The organism is Streptomyces sp. NPDC085596 (assembly GCF_044541565.1).
GTDB lineage: Bacteria > Actinomycetota > Actinomycetes > Streptomycetales > Streptomycetaceae > Streptomyces.
In genome coordinates this window covers 943,031-960,951 of sequence record NZ_JBITTC010000002.1, presented here as the reverse complement: position 1 = coordinate 960,951, position 17,921 = coordinate 943,031, and the positions used below count along the sequence as shown (strand labels likewise).

At 71.3% G+C, this 17,921-nt stretch carries 14 protein-coding genes, 1 pseudogene and 1 CRISPR repeat array; of the genes and pseudogenes, 10 read left to right on the top strand and 5 right to left on the bottom strand.

What is annotated here, in order from left to right:
• Window positions 1–11 precede the first annotated feature (11 nt).
• The 7 genes and pseudogenes from cas5e (at window position 12) to ACIGA3_RS09800 (ending at window position 10,645) form a co-directional block, all read left to right on the top strand.
• Window positions 12–839 carry a type I-E CRISPR-associated protein Cas5/CasD gene (gene cas5e / locus ACIGA3_RS09830; RefSeq protein WP_399712538.1) on the top strand — a complete coding sequence of 276 codons (828 nt, stop codon included), beginning with the start codon at window positions 12–14 and terminating at the stop codon, window positions 837–839.
• Window positions 836–1,576, top strand: coding sequence for a type I-E CRISPR-associated protein Cas6/Cse3/CasE (gene cas6e, locus ACIGA3_RS09825; protein WP_399712336.1), 741 nt, complete (start codon window positions 836–838; stop codon window positions 1,574–1,576). The genes cas5e and cas6e overlap by 4 nt, the downstream gene beginning before the upstream one ends.
• A 12-nt stretch (window positions 1,577–1,588) precedes the next feature.
• Window positions 1,589–2,629 (top strand): type I-E CRISPR-associated endonuclease Cas1e, encoded by a 1,041-nt coding sequence (gene cas1e / locus ACIGA3_RS09820; protein ID WP_399712333.1) that lies wholly within the window; start codon window positions 1,589–1,591, stop codon window positions 2,627–2,629.
• A gap of 32 nt (window positions 2,630–2,661) precedes the next feature.
• Window positions 2,662–3,033 carry a type I-E CRISPR-associated endoribonuclease Cas2e gene (gene cas2e / locus ACIGA3_RS09815; RefSeq protein ID WP_399712330.1) on the top strand — a complete coding sequence of 124 codons (372 nt, stop codon included), beginning with the start codon at window positions 2,662–2,664 and terminating at the stop codon, window positions 3,031–3,033.
• A gap of 124 nt (window positions 3,034–3,157) precedes the next feature.
• Window positions 3,158–7,156: direct repeats of the CRISPR family, unit length 29 nt; unit sequence CGGTTCACCCCCGCTCGCGCGGGGACCAC.
• Window positions 7,157–7,278: 122 nt separating this feature from the next.
• Window positions 7,279–7,802, top strand: a pseudogene (locus tag ACIGA3_RS09810) (IS5 family transposase); the annotation flags it as partial.
• Between the two features lie 1,204 nt (window positions 7,803–9,006).
• Window positions 9,007–9,201: a DUF3046 domain-containing protein gene (locus tag ACIGA3_RS09805; RefSeq protein ID WP_399712327.1), complete on the top strand. Its 195-nt coding sequence runs from the start codon at window positions 9,007–9,009 to the stop codon at window positions 9,199–9,201.
• 301 nt (window positions 9,202–9,502) lie between these two features.
• A complete protein-coding gene (locus ACIGA3_RS09800) occupies window positions 9,503–10,645 on the top strand; it encodes an AI-2E family transporter (RefSeq protein WP_399712535.1) in 1,143 nt (380 codons plus the stop codon).
• Here ACIGA3_RS09800 and ACIGA3_RS09795 read toward each other — a convergent pair.
• Entirely contained in the window at window positions 10,642–11,229 is a 588-nt protein-coding gene (locus ACIGA3_RS09795) for a CGNR zinc finger domain-containing protein (protein ID WP_399712324.1), read from the bottom strand. The genes ACIGA3_RS09800 and ACIGA3_RS09795 overlap by 4 nt on opposite strands.
• A 38-nt stretch (window positions 11,230–11,267) precedes the next feature.
• On the opposite strand from ACIGA3_RS09795, the gene ACIGA3_RS09790 reads away from it, so the two are divergent.
• Window positions 11,268–12,455: an MFS transporter gene (locus tag ACIGA3_RS09790; protein ID WP_399712321.1), complete on the top strand. Its 1,188-nt coding sequence runs from the start codon at window positions 11,268–11,270 to the stop codon at window positions 12,453–12,455.
• Here the strand turns inward: ACIGA3_RS09790 and ACIGA3_RS09785 are convergent.
• Complete coding sequence (locus ACIGA3_RS09785) at window positions 12,391–14,523, bottom strand: hypothetical protein (RefSeq protein WP_399712318.1); 2,133 nt, start codon at window positions 14,521–14,523, stop codon at window positions 12,391–12,393. The genes ACIGA3_RS09790 and ACIGA3_RS09785 overlap by 65 nt on opposite strands.
• Before the next feature lie 281 nt (window positions 14,524–14,804).
• Here ACIGA3_RS09785 and recA point away from each other — a divergent pair, with 281 nt between their 5' ends.
• Window positions 14,805–15,941: a recombinase RecA gene (gene recA / locus ACIGA3_RS09780; RefSeq protein WP_399712315.1), complete on the top strand. Its 1,137-nt coding sequence runs from the start codon at window positions 14,805–14,807 to the stop codon at window positions 15,939–15,941.
• A gap of 3 nt (window positions 15,942–15,944) precedes the next feature.
• Window positions 15,945–16,745 (top strand): recombination regulator RecX, encoded by an 801-nt coding sequence (recX, locus tag ACIGA3_RS09775; protein WP_399712312.1) that lies wholly within the window; start codon window positions 15,945–15,947, stop codon window positions 16,743–16,745.
• Between the two features lie 53 nt (window positions 16,746–16,798).
• Here recX and ACIGA3_RS09770 read toward each other — a convergent pair whose 3' ends face one another.
• The 3 genes from ACIGA3_RS09770 to ACIGA3_RS09760 form a co-directional block, all read right to left on the bottom strand.
• A complete protein-coding gene (locus ACIGA3_RS09770; RefSeq protein ID WP_399712308.1) occupies window positions 16,799–17,206 on the bottom strand; it encodes a rhodanese-like domain-containing protein in 408 nt (135 codons plus the stop codon).
• Complete coding sequence (locus ACIGA3_RS09765) at window positions 17,203–17,733, bottom strand: cysteine dioxygenase (protein ID WP_399712305.1); 531 nt, start codon at window positions 17,731–17,733, stop codon at window positions 17,203–17,205. The genes ACIGA3_RS09770 and ACIGA3_RS09765 overlap by 4 nt, the downstream gene beginning before the upstream one ends.
• A gap of 67 nt (window positions 17,734–17,800) precedes the next feature.
• Entirely contained in the window at window positions 17,801–17,887 is an 87-nt protein-coding gene (locus ACIGA3_RS09760) for a putative leader peptide (protein ID WP_343235428.1), read from the bottom strand.
• Window positions 17,888–17,921 lie beyond the last annotated feature (34 nt).

Here is a 17,921-nt window from a genome sequence, read left to right as displayed (position 1 = left end):
CCGGCTTCATCATGCAGGTCGGTGGCCCCCTCCAGTCCTGGGGCGAGCACAGTACGTTCACCGACCGGGACACTGTCGCGCATCCCACCCGCTCCGGTCTCATCGGCATGATCGCCTCAGCGCTCGGCATACCCCGAGAGCAAGCCGTGGCCGGTCCAGGACCAGACGGCAGCCCAAGCCTGTTCGGGCAGCTAGGCCGACTGAGGTTCACTGTGCGCCATGACCGGTCCGGTACGCGCCTGAGGGACTTTCACACCGTGGGCGGCGGGCTTCCCGTTCATCGCACCGTCCCCACCGCGAAGGGCGGCCGACGCGGACCCGGCCAGACCACCATCGTCTCCGAACGGCACTACCTGGCCGACGCGGTCTTCACCATCGCCGTCACCGCCCCCGACGCCCCGGACCCCGCCGAGCTCACCGAGCGGTGCGCGGCTGCCCTCGCCGCACCTCACTGGCCCCTGCACCTCGGTCGGCGCTCCTGCCCACCCGGTGCGCTACTCGTCACCGCCGTCCGGCAGTCCGACCCAGTCGCGGAGCTCCTGACCGGTATGCCGATCGCTCGTCCACGCCCGTCCGGTCCGAGTGTCCGCGTGCGCTTCACCGCAGACAGTCCCTTCCCCGCGGAATTCCCGGCCACCGCGTCCTCCCGGGCGACTGTCACCTCCCTCAACGACGAGCCGGTCCGCCTCCAGGCGTACGACCGCGTGTACCGCAGCCGCCCGTCCTACGCCACGACCTGCGAACTTCCCGCCGACCTCTGCCACGGCTACGGCCACACCTACCTCGACGCCCTCATCGCCTACCTCAAGCCGGCCACACCGCGGGAGGACACCACATGACCGCCGCCTCCACGACAGCTCGCTCTCTCGCTCCCGAGGCCGCCACGGCGGACGCTTGCGGCACCACGACCGTCTGGCTCACCAGGCTGCGTCTCAACTCCGCCGCCAGAACCGTTCAGCGCGACCTGCGGGACGCAGCCGCCCTGCACCGCCGGATCATGACTCTGGTCCCAGACGGGCTCGGTGACAACCCGCGAGCCCGCGCCGGCATCCTCTTCCGACTCGACGACGACGGCACGGGCGCGCCCACTCTCCTCGTGCAAAGCCGCATGCCTCCCGACACTCAGCGACTCCCCAAGGACTACGCCGACGCACAGACCCGAGACCTGACACCACTGCTCAGCGTGCTCCGCTCCGGCCTGACGGTCCGCTACCGACTACTCGGCAACGCGGTGAAGCGCTGTGGCCGCAACAGCACCGAAGGACGCTGGAAGCAGGCCATAGCTCTCCGCGGGCCCGACGCCGAACAGTGGTGGACCACCCAAGCCGACAAAGCCGGGCTCACCCTGCACACCCTGCTCTCCGACAATGCGGAATCCCTCACCGCGTGGCACGGCGGAGCCCCCGACAACGGCAGCGACAAGGTCGCCGTCCACCACAAGGGCACGCGCTTCGACGGCACCGCGACCATCCGGGACGCCGACGCGCTGCGCCACGCCGTCCTGAACGGCATCGGCCGCAGCAAGACATACGGATGCGGCCTCCTCAGTCTCGCCCCTGCCACCGCCGACGGCTGAGGAGCCACCTCCATGACCGGTACTTCAGCGCCTCGCGCACAGAACTCCGCACGCCGGCGCCTGGCCGCGCCCACGCTGGCGATGCTGCCGCGCATCGGAGACTCCCTGTCCTTCCTCTACGCGGACGTCGTCCGCATCGTCCAGGACGACACCGGTGTCAGCGCCGAGACGACTGACGCCGAGGGGCGCACCACGCGCGTGTACCTCCCCACCGCGGCCCTGAGCTGCGTGCTCCTCGGACCAGGTACCTCGATCACCCAGCCTGCCCTGGCCACCTTCGCCCGTCATGGCACCACCGTCGTGTGCAGCGGTTCAGGCGGCGTGCGCTGCTACTCATGTACGACATCCGACGCATTGACGACCCGGTGGCTCGAAGCCCAGGTCCACCAATGGAGCGACCCGGAACGGCGACTGGCCACCGCGCAGCGGATGTACCTCAAGCGCTTCAATATCGCCGTGCCTGCCGACACCCCGCTGAACAAGCTTCGGGGGCTGGAAGGGCAACGGGTCAAAGCGCTCTACAAGATCCTCGCTCAGCAGCACCGCATCGGCCGCTTCCGGCGTAACTACGACCCCGCCGCATGGGACGACCAGGACCCCGTCAACCTCGCCCTGTCCTCGGCCAACACCTGCCTGTACGGCATCGTCCACGCAGCCATCGTCGCGCTCGGCTGCTCACCTGCTCTCGGCTTCGTCCACCAGGGCAAACAACACGCCCTCGTCTACGACATCGCCGACCTCTACAAGGCCGAGCTGACCATTCCGCTCGCCTTCTCCCTCCACGACTCATCCAACCCGGAGGCCATGGCCCGGCGAAGCTTCCGCGAGGAACTACGTCTCTACAAGCTGCTGCCGCGGATCGTGGCGGACCTCCAGTCCTTGCTGGCACCGGACGAAGCGATGCCCCTGCCCGAGGGGGACGCCGTAGAACTGGTCAATCTGTGGGACCCGGAGGCCGGGTCCGTACCCGCAGGCCTCAACTACGCATCGACCGTCAACGACGGGACTTCACCAGCGCCCGCCCTCGTGGAGCCAGACGGCCACGAGTCCTGATCCGTGAAGAACAAGGGAAAGGCGGTCGAGCCTTGCCGTCACTGACCGTTCTCAACACCACTGCTGTCCCGGACCGTGTCCGAGGAGCACTCAGCCGTTGGATGATCGAGACGACCCCCGGCCTCTACGTCGGCACGTTGTCGGCACGCGTACGAGACGAACTCTGGCGCGCCGTCAGCGAGAGCGTGGGACCAGGCGCGGCAGTGCTCGTGTATCCGGACGCCAATGAACAAGGCTTCACCCTCCGAACCGCGGGCGAGCGACGCCGCACACCCATCGACTTCGACGGTCTTACGCTTATTGCACTTCGTCCAGACGAGAACACCGTGAATGCCGGTACGCCCGTCATGCATACGGGAGCAACGGACAGGATGGTCGATCCCGAGGCACGGCGGCCGGAGTAGTTGGCGCTCGTCGGCCGGTCGCTCGTTGGCGTCTGGGTTCGGGCGCCGCCCTCGCGTGGACCGGTGATACCTCTGACTCGCGCGGAGATCACACGTCAGTGACGCTCACCTAGGTAGATGTCACCGGTTCACCCCCGCTCGCGCGGGGACCACTGTTCCGAATCACCGTCAATTCCCGCCGAGGACGGTTCACCCCCGCTCGCGCGGGGACCACCGCCACCGGGCGCTCATCGGCCGCATGACCGGGTACGACGGTTCACCCCCGCTCGCGCGGGGACCACGTACTCGCGGATGAACGAGGCAAGCATCTGAGCGGTTCACCCCCGCTCGCGCGGGGACCACCGCGGCGAGTTGGTCCACGAGCGGCGAATGCGAGGTTCACCCCCGCTCGCGCGGGGACCACTTGGGGTTCACGTAGGACTCGCCCTCGGTGGCCGGTTCACCCCCGCTCGCGCGGGGACCACGTCTCGGTGGTGGCCTCGGCGGCCTCGGCGGGCGGTTCACCCCCGCTCGCGCGGGGACCACACGAACGGCCGCGCGGCCAGTACCTGCTGGTCCGGTTCACCCCCGCTCGCGCGGGGACCACTCACCGAAGCCGTCCAGGTCCTGGCCGAACGACGGTTCACCCCCGCTCGCGCGGGGACCACGCGGCCATGACTTACCCCCGTCCCTGGGTGGCCGGTTCACCCCCGCTCGCGCGGGGACCACTCCTCCCCCTCGGTCGTGCGGAAAATGAGCGCCGGTTCACCCCCGCTCGCGCGGGGACCACCGCACCTCGTCCAGGAACGCCTCGGCCGCCTTCGGTTCACCCCCGCTCGCGCGGGGACCACTCCACCTCGGCCAGGCGGGCAAGCCCCTTGGCCGGTTCACCCCCGCTCGCGCGGGGACCACCATGCCGCGCTGCGCCAGCGCTGGGGCACCGACGGTTCACCCCCGCTCGCGCGGGGACCACGCATGCGCCTCGGCCGCAGTCCAGGCCCGAGCCGGTTCACCCCCGCTCGCGCGGGGACCACGCGCAGGCCGCCGAGAAGTCCGCGGCCCGGCTCGGTTCACCCCCGCTCGCGCGGGGACCACTCGATCCACAGGTCCGCGAGGAAGCCGTTGGTCGGTTCACCCCCGCTCGCGCGGGGACCACGAGGTGTTCGGCTGGAGGCCGCGCCCCTGCCACGGTTCACCCCCGCTCGCGCGGGGACCACAACCCCCTCCCCGGAGTAGCCGTGATCAGCGACGGTTAACCCCCGCTCGCGCGGGGACCACCGCTCAGCCACCCTTCATGCTCGGCACAGGGCGGTTCACCCCCGCTCGCGCGGGGACCACATCACCGGGACACCGAACGCCTGGTCCATGTTCGGTTCACCCCCGCTCGCGCGGGGACCACACGTAGTTGCACCAGACGTACGGCGAGACGTACGGTTCACCCCCGCTCGCGCGGGGACCACAGCTTGGTCGAGGTGACCGCCGCGTCGCCGATCGGTTCACCCCCGCTCGCGCGGGGACCACAACTGCACCGACCACAGCCTCGTCACGTCGATCGGTTCACCCCCGCTCGCGCGGGGACCACAGCGACGCGTCTCCGACGTCCAGGTCTCCGAACGGTTCACCCCCGCTCGCGCGGGGACCACTCGAAGGTCCCGCCGCTCACCCGCTGGGAGCGCGGTTCACCCCCGCTCGCGCGGGGACCACTGTTCCCTGCCCCTGCCGATACCGCTCCTGCCCGGTTCACCCCCGCTCGCGCGGGGACCACGCGTCCGTCCATCCGGCGGCCGTGGGCAGGTCCGGTTCACCCCCGCTCGCGCGGGGACCACAGGAGCGACACCGTGTGGTGCCCCTGCCCCGCCGGTTCACCCCCGCTCGCGCGGGGACCACGCCGCGCGCAGCGCACCCGGTGGTGGTGGCGTCGGTTCACCCCCGCTCGCGCGGGGACCACATCAGCCATTCGGCGGCCCGCACGGCGGTGCGCGGTTCACCCCCGCTCGCGCGGGGACCACGCGGCGGTGCGCACCCTCGCGGAAGCGAAGCACGGTTCACCCCCGCTCGCGCGGGGACCACGCTCAAGTGCACCATCGGCACGCTGACTTCGGTGGTTCACCCCCGCTCGCGCGGGGACCACGGTGATCAGAGTCGTCGGAGTCATGGCAGTCCCGGTTCACCCCCGCTCGCGCGGGGACCACCTGCAGCCGCCCGACTCCCTGCCCAGGGTTCTCGGTTCACCCCCGCTCGCGCGGGGACCACCCAAGCGCGGCCGACGCGTCGGGGTGCTCGACCGGTTCACCCCCGCTCGCGCGGGGACCACCACGCGGCGCTGCCCGAGTATTACCAGGTCATCGGTTCACCCCCGCTCGCGCGGGGACCACTGGGTCACCCACTACGACCACCTGGCCGTGCCCGGTTCACCCCCGCTCGCGCGGGGACCACAGCTTCCAGCCGTCCAGGGGGCCCAGCACCTGCGGTTCACCCCCGCTCGCGCGGGGACCACGACGTGACCGCCCTGATGATCATGTCGCCGGTCGGTTCACCCCCGCTCGCGCGGGGACCACTTTTCCCAGGTCAGAGGCGAGCGGCTGTACATCGGTTCACCCCCGCTCGCGCGGGGACCACTCGACCTGGGCACGGGGCTTGGCGCCGACCATCGGTTCACCCCCGCTCGCGCGGGGACCACCCCGGAGGCGTAATCCCGATGTCCAGCAGCGCCGGTTCACCCCCGCTCGCGCGGGGACCACGTGCGGGCCAGGCCGACCTTCTCCAGGAGGCCCGGTTCACCCCCGCTCGCGCGGGGACCACAGTGCGGGCAGGCCCCAGAGATCGCCCCTTGAAGGTTCACCCCCGCTCGCGCGGGGACCACCAGATGTTCATGGTGAGCCCCCTGAACGACGCCGGTTCACCCCCGCTCGCGCGGGGACCACGCGCGGGCGCACTACGGGTTCGAGACCTCGTACGGTTCACCCCCGCTCGCGCGGGGACCACGGGGTCTCGTTGCCCGCGTACCGCCACGCCTGCGGTTCACCCCCGCTCGCGCGGGGACCACGCACGCCCGGCCCCGGCCGCCGCCGGCGCCTGCGGTTCACCCCCGCTCGCGCGGGGACCACCAGTCCAGGAACTCCTGATGCGCCCGGAGCTGCGGTTCACCCCCGCTCGCGCGGGGACCACCCGGGACATCAAGCCCGCCAATGTGCTGCTGGAGGTTCACCCCCGCTCGCGCGGGGACCACTACTTCTTCGTCGGCTTGCTCGGCGTCGGCCTCGGTTCACCCCCGCTCGCGCGGGGACCACAGCTGACGCACCGTCGCCCCTCCCTCGTACTCCGGTTCACCCCCGCTCGCGCGGGGACCACGTTGGACGTGACCCTCAGCTCCACCGCCGCCCTGGTTCACCCCCGCTCGCGCGGGGACCACGGGTCCGCCAAACGCATTCCACTGTCGTACAGCGGTTCACCCCCGCTCGCGCGGGGACCACATGGACGCGCCGGGACCGAGCGCATCAGCGATCGGTTCACCCCCGCTCGCGCGGGGACCACTTCTGGGTTCCGGTCAGTCGTCCCGGGGACTGCGGTTCACCCCCGCTCGCGCGGGGACCACTCCGGCGGGTACAGCGCGAGTTCGCCCTGCGTCGGTTCACCCCCGCTCGCGCGGGGACCACCTCGACTTCGAGGCCGCGGTGGCGTCCCGCCGCGGTTCACCCCCGCTCGCGCGGGGACCACCACGGTCACCCTTCAGCCCGAGTCTTTCCGGACGGTTCACCCCCGCTCGCGCGGGGACCACGTTTCCCAGGTCAGCGGGCTGCGGCTGTACATCGGTTCACCCCCGCTCGCGCGGGGACCACAACGGGCGGGCCGCCACCACCTGCTGCGCCGCCGGTTCACCCCCGCTCGCGCGGGGACCACCCGCCCTTCCGGCGCGGCTCGAACGCCATCAGCGGTTCACCCCCGCTCGCGCGGGGACCACCCCGGCGGCCGGTGCCCAGGGCCGGGCCCGCACGGTTCACCCCCGCTCGCGCGGGGACCACCAGTGGGCGGGGCGTTCAGCGGGCATGGCGGACGGTTCACCCCCGCTCGCGCGGGGACCACAGGCTGTGCGCTCATGGCGCGGGCCTCCCTTTCGGTTCACCCCCGCTCGCGCGGGGACCACTCTTCCTGAGCTGGTCGTTCAAGGGCGCTTTGCCTTTTGTTTACTAAGGGAAAGTCGCTGCAGCATGCTAAATGATTGCAGCTAAGACGGGGTCTTGATTGGTGGTTGCTCGTTGTCTCGGCATGGGGATAGTTGAGCGGCTGGTGCCGGACGGTCTGTGGGAGATCTTCCAGGATGCGGCACCGGAGCCGCCGGTGCGGGCACAGGGCGGTGGACGACGGAGATGTGATGACCGTGCCGTGCTGGCCGCGATCGTCTTCGTTGCGACTTCGGGCTGCACCTGGCGGCAGTTGCCGCCGGTCTTCGGCGCCTCCTGGCAGACCGTGCACCGACGTTTCACGGATTGGTCCCAGGCCCGCGTATGGGCGAAGCTGCATCGGGTTGTGCTGGACCGGCTCGGCGTGAATGGTGGGCTGGACTGGTCGCGGTGTGCCATCGACTCGGTCAGCATCCGGGCGGTCAAAGGGGGCCTTTGACCGGACCGAATCCGACCGATCGTGGCAAGCTCGGGTCGAAGATCCATGTCATCTGTGACCGCAACGGGCTGCCGCTCTCCATCGGCATTTCCGGCGCCAACTTGCACGACAGCCAGGCGCTGGTACCGCTGATGCACAAAGTCGCCGGCATCCCCGGTGTCCGTGCTCGCAGCTTCACCAAGTTCACTGACGCCAAGCAATGGCTCGCCCATGCTCAAACCGACGTGACGCGGCAGGAGTTCGTTGACCCGCGTGAAGGAACAATCCTGCGGCGCGCGTATGTAGAGGAACGGTGGTGGCCGCACCAGCGGTATGCCGCCACCACCCGAGATGCGGCGCGGCGGCGAATATGGGGACATGTTCTCCTGACGCTCGGGCCGCTTTCCCTGAATGCCATCACCGCGCCAGCCCTCCGGGAATGGGTTGCCCTGTTGGAGGAGACTCTGTCACCCGGGACGATCCGTACCATTGGGGGCATCTCTCTACGATCCTTCAGGCTGCTGTCGAGGACGGCAGGCTCGTGAAGCACCCGATGAAGGGGAGTCGCACCGCTCGGCCGCCGGCCAAACCTGCGCAGAAGGGCGCGGGCGTGGTCGCGCGAGCAGGCGATGCGGGTACGTGCTGGACTCCCCGAGCAATACCGTCTCGCAGTCGACTTGAGGGTGGGGCTCGGACTCCGCCAGGGCGAGGTGTTCGGACTGTCCCCGGAAGACCTCGACGCCGAGAACGGAGTCGTGCATGTCCGGCGGCAGGTCTGCATGATCGACGGCCATCTCTTCTTTGCGCTCCCTAAGGGCGGCAAGACGCGTCAAGTCGATGTGGCACCCGGCGTCCTGGCCGGCATGGAACAGCACTCGAAGCGCTGGCAGCCTGTCGTGGTGGAACTCTCCCCTGGGAGAGCCCCTATGAGCCTCAGAACGACCGGCAGCGCGTCGACTGGGCTCCTCGCGCCTACCCACTTCTCCTGGCCACCCGACAGCAGCGCGCATGTAACCGCGACACGTGGAACACGCGCCTCTGGAAGCCCGCGCTCGCCTCAGCGGGACTTATCGGCAGAGCGGACCCCGATTCCGGCAGGGGAAAGTGGCAGCCGTCACGCGAGCTCGGCTTCCATGCCCTTCGCCACACCTACGCCAGCGTCCAGCTCGAAGCCGGCGAGTCGGTCGTCTCCCTCGCCCGCTGGCTCGGGCACGCCGACCCCGGCTTTACTCTGCGTACATACACGCCTTCATGCCCGACGCTGGCATGCGAGGTCGCGCTGCCATGGATGCTTGGTTCCGTGGAGAAGCGAACTCCCTGGAAACCCCCTGACGGTCATGCTCGGGTGCGAGGGGTGGGAAACATACAGGTCATAGCGGCTGTGGAGTGGTATTCATGCGGTTGACGGTCTTCTGGCAGCGGATGGCGGCACACTTCGGTTCGGGGTACGCCGACTTTTTCGCGCGCGATCACATCATGTCCGAGCTGGGCGGACGGACGGTGCACCAGGCACTGGACGCCGGATGGGACGCCAAGGACGTGTGGCGCGTGGTGTGCACCGTGATGGACGTGCCGGGGGACAAGCGCTGAGTGACGGTCGTCGCGGGGTAGCGGGCGAGGTCGGCCGAAAGACGGGGGCGAAATACGCGGATCGCCGGTCCCCCGGTCGACGGATGAGCCGCCGGGTGTGTTGACGGCCACATACCGAGTCGGTCACCAAGGCCCTCAGACGGTCCGGGCTGTCGGTGGCGTGGGCCAGACTTGGCCCGTGGCACGCATCGACGACATCGAGCCGACCGACCCGCAGACGGCACCCCCGGCCGGGTCCGCGGCCTCCGCCGCCGGCCCGCCGCCGCGCGAGCCCGCGGCCGGCGCCGTCACGGGTGCCCGGATGCCGCGCTGGCTGCCGCGCGCCATGGTGCTCGCGCTCGCGCTGGTCGCCCTGTTCCAGCTGGGCAGCTGGGCCTTCCACCAGTTGATCGGGCTCCTCGTCAACATCCTGATCGCGTTCTTCCTGGCCCTCGCCATCGAACCCGCCGTCAGCCGCATGTCCGCGCGCGGGATGCGCCGGGGACTCGCCACCTTCCTGGTCGTCCTCGGCCTGGCCGTCGTCACCGCGGGCTTCTTCACCCTGCTCGGCTCGATGCTCGCGGGCCAGATCATCAAGATGATCGAGGGATTCCCCGAGTACCTCGACTCGGTCATCAACTGGGTCAACCAGACCTTCCGCCTGGAGGTGCGCCGGGTCGACGTCCAGGAGGGCCTGCTTCACTCCGACTGGCTGCGCAAGTACGCGCAGAACAGCGCGGCAGGCGTCCTCGACGTGTCCGCCCAAGTGCTCGGCGGGCTCTTCCAGCTCCTCACCGTCGGCCTGTTCTCGTTCTACTTCGCCGCGGACGGCCCCCGGCTGCGACGGGCCCTGTGCTCGGTGCTGCCGCCCGCGCGGCAGGCCGAGGTGCTGCGCGCCTGGGAGATCGCCGTCGACAAGACCGGCGGCTACATCTACTCGCGCGGCCTGATGGCGCTCATCTCCGGCGTCGCGCACTACATCCTGCTCCAGGCCCTCGGCGTGCCGTACGCGCCCGTGCTCGGCGTCTGGGTGGGCCTCGTCTCACAGTTCATCCCGACCATCGGCACCTACCTCGCGGGCGCGCTGCCGATGCTGATCGCGTTCACCGTGGCGCCCTGGTACGCGGTGTGGGTGCTGATCTTCGTCGTGATCTACCAGCAGTTCGAGAACTACATGCTCCAGCCGAAGCTGACGTCCAAGACCGTCGACATCCACCCGGCCGTCGCCTTCGGCTCGGTGATCGTGGGCACCGCCCTGCTCGGCGCGGTGGGCGCCCTGATCGCCATCCCGGCGGTGGCCACACTCCAGGCGTTCCTGGGGGCGTACGTCAAGCGGTACACCGTCACGGACGACCCGCGCGTACACGGCCACCGCCTGCGCCGGCAGGGCCGCCCCGACACCTTCGTCCGCCTCCGCCTGGGGCGGCCGCGCGCTCCTGAGCCGGACTCCGAAGGCTCGGCCTAGCCCGGTTCCCGCGCGGCGCGGGCGCGGCGATGGGCCGCTACGCGCTGCCGGGTGGCGCAGCGGCGGGAGCAGTAGCGGCGGGGCGGGCCGCTGCCCTGGGTGACGTAGACGTTGTCGCAGCTCGGGGAGTCGCACGTGCCGCCCGGCGGGCGTTGGCGGTCCCAGACGAGGACGGTCAGCGCCATGCACGACGAGGCGAGAAACCACTCGGCCCAGGGGGCGTCGTCGGCGCGGTCGAGGTGGGGGTGCCAGGGGGTGGTGCCGTCGTGCGAGGACAGCCGGAGCGGGCCCGTGTGGTCGCGCAGCAGGCGGTTGAGGGCCGACGCGGCGGCATCGGTGTCCTCGGCGGCGAACACCTCCCGCAGCCGGGCTGCGGCCGCACGCATCTCGGTCACGTCGCGTGCGGAGAGGTCGATGGGGTCCGTCTCGCCGTACGCGCGGAGCACGGCGGCTACGTCGGCCGGGTCGGGGTGGTCGTCGACGAGGGCGTTGACCAGATCGGCAGTGCGCTGGGCCGTCGTCAGCACCGAGTGCCGGGTGGACCAGTCTTCGGGAGTGGAGGACACGGGCGGAATGTAACGCATATTGCGGAGTTTTGAGTTACCTCCGTAACGTCATCACGGTGACGAGGCGTTACGCGCTTGCTTCCTATCTCGCTGGTGCGCTGGCCGCCCGTACCGGGGACGAGATGTCCGGGCCGGCCCTGATGCTGGCCGGGTTCGCCCTCACCGGCTCGGCCACTGCCGCCTCCGCTCTGCTCGCGGGGGTCACCGTCTCTGCCGTGGTGGGCGGCTTGGTGCTCGGCGCCATCCTCGACCGGGCGCAACGGCCGGGGCACCTGCTCGCCGGGGCACTCGCCCTGTACGGCGGAGGACTGGGGCTGATCCTGCTCGGGCTCGGCCGAGTGCCCTTCACCGCGACGCTCGCGCTCGCCGTGGCGACCGGGCTGCTGGGGCCTGCCCTCGCGGGAGGCTGGACCGCGCAGCTGCCTCGGGTGGTGCCCGGCGGGCCGCCGGGGCGGGCGAACACCCTCGACGCGATGACGTTCGGCGCGGCGAGCCTTGCCGGCCCGGCACTGGCCGGGGGTGTGGCGGAGATGCTGGGCGCGCCGACTGCTGTGGTTGTCGCCGGGCTGCTCATCGGGTCGGCGGTGCCGGCGGCCTGGCGGTTGCCCAGGGTGCCCGGTCGGGAGGCGAGTGCGATGGTCGGTGACCTCGCCACTGGAGCGCGGTTCGTCCTGGGGAATCCGGCGCTGGCGCGGGCGACCTTCACCTCGGTCGGCTCCTGCACGGCCCAGGGCATGCTGACGGCCTGCGTCCCGTTGCTGGGCGAGCGGGCGCTGGACGGGGCGGCCAGGGGAGCGGTGCTGCTCTCCTGTGTGGCGGCATCCGGCCTGGTGGCCAACGCCGCGCTCGCGCGCAGGATGATCATGACCCCCGACGCCCTCATCCGGACAGGAGCCATGGTCCAGGCGGTCGCACTGGCTCTGGCGGCGTTGGGCCGGCCGGTCGCGCTCGTCGTGGCCGCGCTGCTGGCCGGCGCCGGTGAGGGACCGCAACTGACGGCCCTGTTCGCCGTCCGCCACCGGGAGTCCCCGGAACACCTGCGCGGCCAGATCTTCACCACTGGCGCCAGCTTGAAGATCACGGGCTTCGCCGTGGGCGCCGGCGTTGCCGGACCGCTCGCGGCGCAGTCCCTGTCGGGTGCCTTGCTGCTGGCGTCGGGGGTTGCCGTGGTGGCCTGCGTCAGTGTTCCGGCGGGGGTGCCAGTGCCCGGAGGCGGTTCCGGAGGGCTTCGTCCTCGCGGATGATGCCGGTTTCGACTCCCGAGCGGGTCACGCGGGCGTCTCCGTCGGCTAGGGCGGCCAGTCTGCGCAGATGCTCGCCGGTCATGTCGGTCGCACCGAGAGCTTCCAGGGCGTCGCAGGCGCCCACTGCATCGGCATCTGATTCGGCCGACCGCAAGGCGGCCTCGGTGAGTGCGGCGCGGTCCAGCGAGGCGGGTTCCGCCACGGCCAGGAGGGCCAGTACGGCGGCCGGTGCCTGCGCAGGATGGTCGAGAACTGCTGTCAGCCGGGGGACGAGCGGGTGCCCCGCAGGACCGAGGAGCGCCGCCGCGCGGGCGGCCCGCACAACCGACCACCGGGACCAGGTGTTGTGTTCGGCGCGGGTGAAGACCGAGTCAAGAACGGCGATCACCTCGTCCGCTTTCCCCGTGACGCGCCAGAGAGCCTCGGCGAGAGCCGTGTCCGCGTCCAGCGCGGGTGTGGTGTCGCCGGAGGAGCCGCTGAGCGCCGCGCGCAGGGCCGGCACCAGCGGCGCTCCCTGATGGCCGAGTACGCCGGCTGCCGCGGCGGCGTCCCTGAGCCCACGGACACCGCCCCGGAGTGCCTCTTCGAGGCAGCCCAGCAGGAGTGCGGGCTCGCCGCCGAGGTCGTACAGCGCCTGCGCCGCCGGGAGGGCCCCCTGCTCGGCCGCCGCCCGCAACGAAGTGACAGCCCGGCCGCGTTCCCCCGGTGCGCAGTCGGCGGCAATGGTGGCTATCGTCCGGGCCGCTTCGGGGAAGCGGGGGAGCGCCGCGCACAGCTCGGGCAGTACCGGTGCCGCGTCGGCGCCCCAGTCCCTCAGCAGGGTCATGAGCTGCCACGGTTCGTTACCGCTCAGGCTTTCGGGCTGGGAGAGGCGGTCCCGCACTGCGTCGAGGAGGCCGTTGTCGTACGGGAGGACGAAGTCGGCCGGTCTGCGGATACCGGCGGCCGCGTCGAGGGCCCAGGGGCGGCGCCCGAGGCCGGCGGCCAGGAACGGTACCGCCTTGACCGGCGCGACGAGCACGAGCGCGGCCAGGGCCCGGTCCGCGTGGTCGTCGACCCGGTCCGAGTTCCTCCGGGCGAGCGGGACGAGGACGTCGGCGACCGGTGTCGCCACGCTGCCCAGTCGGCCGAGGAGGGACGCCACGCGGATCACCGAGTCCTCGTCGACGGCCGCCTCGCGCAGGCTCCGTATCAGCCGTGGTGGGGCGCTGCGGGAGAGCATGCAGGCGCAGTCGGCCGCCCGCAGCCCTTCGGTCCTCACGTCGGCCTGGTCGTTCCGCAGAGCCGCTTCGACCAAGGCGAACGCTGCCTCGCGCTCCGGTCCATGGCCTCTGCTCAAGAGGGCCTTCACGACGGCGACCAGCGGTTCGCCGCGCTCGTGGTCGAGGTCGGAGCGCAGAGCGTCGGCGGGCAGCAGGGACAGCATCGCCGTGTGCATGGCCCGGGTCCATGGAGCGCCCGCGTCGAGACGGGCGAAGAGGGCGGCCATGCGCACCTCGGCGGGCTGGGACGGCTCCAGGGCGGTGGCGGCCACCGCCGTGCCGGCCTGCGGGTCGAGCCGGGCGAGCGCGGACAGGACCTCCGCACGGACGGCCGGTACGGACTCCTCCGCCCAGCGTGTGCGCAGCGCGGGCAGCGCGATCCCGGCCGTGCGGGTGTGGGAGACGGCCCAGGCGGCTGTCCGGCGGACGTCCGGCTCGGCCGCGGCCAGCGACGGCAGGAGCAGCGGAAGCTGTGCGGCCACAGTCGCCCGGACCGTGCCCGGCGGCACGCCGTGCTCGTCCTCGCTCTCGGCCAGGCCGCCGAGCAGCACCATGACATCGGCCGTGCGGTGGCCGGCCGCCGCGATCCTGGCGAGGAACGGCGCCGCCTCCGCGCTCGCGGCGTAGACCGTCCCCTGGTGCAGCACGCTGCCGTACAGCTCCGACAGGGCTTCGTCCGCCGCGTCCTGGTCGGGGCCGCACAGCGCCCGCAGCAGGCCGGGGACATCCTCCGCGCTCCCGTAGGCATGGGAGGAAGCGGGCCAGGGGTGGTCATCCAGGCCGTCGAGCGGGTGTGCGAGATCCATGCGGCGCATCGTGTCAGGCAGGTCCGACAGTGCCGCCGACAGTGAGGGCGAGTGCCTGGCTGCGTCTGCCCCGCCGCGGCCTCGGAGGTGCTTGACACAAAAATCGAACATCCATTCTCATGGAAGCTCAGGCGAAGCCGGCGGCGGGGATTTCGATGCGGTTCAGGTAGGAATGTCCCTCGGTTATCCACAGGCCAGGCCGACGTCGGGGCGCATTGTCAGTGGCAGGCGTTAGCGTCTTTGACGTGAAGCGATCGACTCAAGCAAACCGGGTGGAACCCATGGTAGGAACCGACCGCGAGAAGGCGCTCGACGCCGCGCTCGCACAGATTGAACGACAATTCGGCAAGGGCGCCGTGATGCGCATGGGCGATCGGTCGATGGAGCCCATCGAGGTCATCCCGACCGGCTCGACCGCCCTCGACGTGGCTCTCGGCGTCGGCGGTCTGCCGCGCGGCCGCGTCGTGGAGGTCTACGGCCCGGAGTCCTCCGGCAAGACGACCCTCACCCTGCACGCCGTGGCCAACGCGCAGAAGGCCGGCGGCCAGGTCGCCTTCGTGGACGCGGAGCACGCCCTCGACCCCGAGTACGCGAAGAAGCTCGGCGTCGACATCGACAACCTGATCCTCTCCCAGCCGGACAACGGCGAGCAGGCGCTGGAGATCGTGGACATGCTGGTCCGCTCCGGCGCGCTCGACCTCATCGTCATCGACTCCGTCGCCGCGCTCGTCCCGCGCGCGGAGATCGAGGGCGAGATGGGCGACAGTCACGTGGGTCTCCAGGCCCGTCTGATGAGCCAGGCCCTGCGGAAGATCACCAGCGCGCTCAACCAGTCCAAGACGACCGCGATCTTCATCAACCAGCTCCGCGAGAAGATCGGCGTCATGTTCGGCTCGCCGGAGACCACGACCGGTGGCCGCGCGCTGAAGTTCTACGCCTCGGTGCGCATCGACATCCGCCGTATCGAGACCCTGAAGGACGGCACGGACGCGGTCGGCAACCGCACCCGCTGCAAGGTCGTCAAGAACAAGGTCGCCCCGCCCTTCAAGCAGGCCGAGTTCGACATCCTCTATGGCCACGGCATCAGCCGCGAGGGCGGTCTGATCGACATGGGCGTGGAGCACGGCTTCGTCCGCAAGGCCGGTGCCTGGTACACGTACGAGGGCGACCAGCTCGGCCAGGGCAAGGAGAACGCCCGCAACTTCCTCAAGGACAACCCCGACCTCGCCAACGAGATCGAGAAGAAGATCAAGGAGAAGCTGGGCGTCGGCGTTCGTCCCGAGAAGCCCACCGCCGAGCCGGGCACGGATGCCGCCGCGGTCACCGCCCCGGGCGCCGACGCCAAGGCCACGGACGCCAAGGCAGCCCCCGCCCCGGCCAAGGCCACCAAGCCCAAGGCCGCCACAGCCAAGAGCTGACCCGTGACGCGACGAACCGACTGGGCCGAGTACGACGACTCCGCGACCGGTGCCCCACGGGGGAGGGGCATCGGGCGCGACCCGGCCACCGCCGCGCCCGGTGACGACGCGGACGGACACGAGGACGGCCACCCGGCGCGACGCCGGTCCGGGTGGGACGGCACACGCTCGGAGGAGTCCCACGGGGGCGGCTCCTCCCGGCGCGGCCGTCGGCGGCGCGGCTTCGGGGAGCCGGCCGGCATGGACGAGGACACCCTCAGCTCGTCGAGGGCCGAGTCAGGGGTGTCCTCCATGGACCCGGACACGGACCCGGCCGAGAAGGCGCGGAACATCTGTCTGCGCCTGCTCACCGGAACCCCGCGCACCCGCAGGCAGCTCGCGGACGCCCTGCGCAAGCGGGAGATCCCGGACGAGGTGGCCGAGGAGGTGCTGTCGCGGTTCGAGGAGGTCGGGCTCATCAACGACAGTGCCTTCGCGGACGCCTGGGTGGAGTCACGGCACCACGGCCGGGGGCTGGCCCGCCGCGCCCTCGCCCGCGAACTGCGTACCAAGGGTGTCGACTCGGCGCTGATCGACGAGGCCGTGGGCCGGCTCGACTCCGAGCAGGAGGAGACCACCGCCCGCGAGCTGGTGGACCGCAAGCTGAGAGCCACCCGCGGGCTCGACCGCGACAAACGGCTCCGCCGCCTCGCCGGGATGCTCGCCCGTAAGGGTTATCCCGAGGGGATGGCCCTCCGCGTCGTCCGCCAGGCGCTGGAGGAAGAGGGCGAGGACACGGAGTTCCTGACGGAAGACGGTTTCTGAGGGGCGGACAGGAAGGTCCGCTCAGGGCGCCGAGCCCCGGGCGGACGTACTCCTCACGCCACCGGCTCCACCGGCAGCCCCGCCGCGCGCCACGCCTGGAAGCCGCCCACCAGGTCGGTGGCGCGGCGCAGGCCCAGCTGGTGCAGGGAGGCCGCCGCCAGGCTGGACGCGTAGCCCTCGTTGCAGATGATCACGACCCGCAGATCGTGCCCGGTGGCCTCCGGTACCCGGTGGCTGCCCTGTGGATCGAGCCGCCACTCCAGCTCGTTGCGCTCGATCACCAGGGCGCCGGGGATCAGCCCGTCCCGCTCACGCAGGGCCGCGTACCGGATGTCGACCAGCAGGGCGTCCCCGTCGCCCGCCGCCTCGTGCGCCGCCCGCGCCTCGATGCGCCGGTAGCCGGAGCGGACCCGGTCCAGCAGTTCGTCGATCCCGACCGGGCGCAGCGCGTCGCCGCTCACTGCCAGTCCTCCGGCCGCTCGACCTGCTCCAGCCGGAGCACCTGGCCGCTGCGGCTGTAGCGGCGGATGCGCGGCAGCGGCGGGTAGTAGGCGTGGACGGAGACGGCGTGCCGGTCGGGGGAGTCGTTGTACACCTCGTGCACATGGTGCCGGCCGAACGCGCGGCCCTGGCCGGCGGGGAGACGGCGTTCGCGGTCGATGTCCTCGGTGAGTTCGAGGGTCCGCCAGCCGTCCGTGGGCAGCCGGGCTGCCAGCGAGTTCTCGCGCAGCTCGCCGGAGGCGGTGAGGAAGGCGCCGACCGAGTCGGCGTGGTCGTGCCAGCCCGTGCCGGTACCGGGCGGCCAGCCGATCAGCCACGCCTCGCTGCCGCCCGGCCCCTCCAGCCGGAGCCAGGTGCGGCCCTCGGGGTCGAGCGGGAGGGAGGTGATCAGTTCCGTGTCGGCGGCGGCGCGCCGGACGAAGTCGAGCAGTTCGGCCTGGCTGGGGGCCGACGCGGCGGTGGGGGAGGTGAGGGGGGAGACAGACACGTGCACCGTCCTGAAGAGGGTTCGCCGAACGGGCGCACGGCGGCGCCCGGAAAAGGGGGATGCGAATTCAGCAGGACGGGCGACACACGCAGCCCGCGTAGCGGAGCAGGTCCATATGGACCCTCCGCCACAGGCGTACATGGGTGTCGGTCACGATCCGGAGTACAGCATGCCGCCGTACTCCGGTC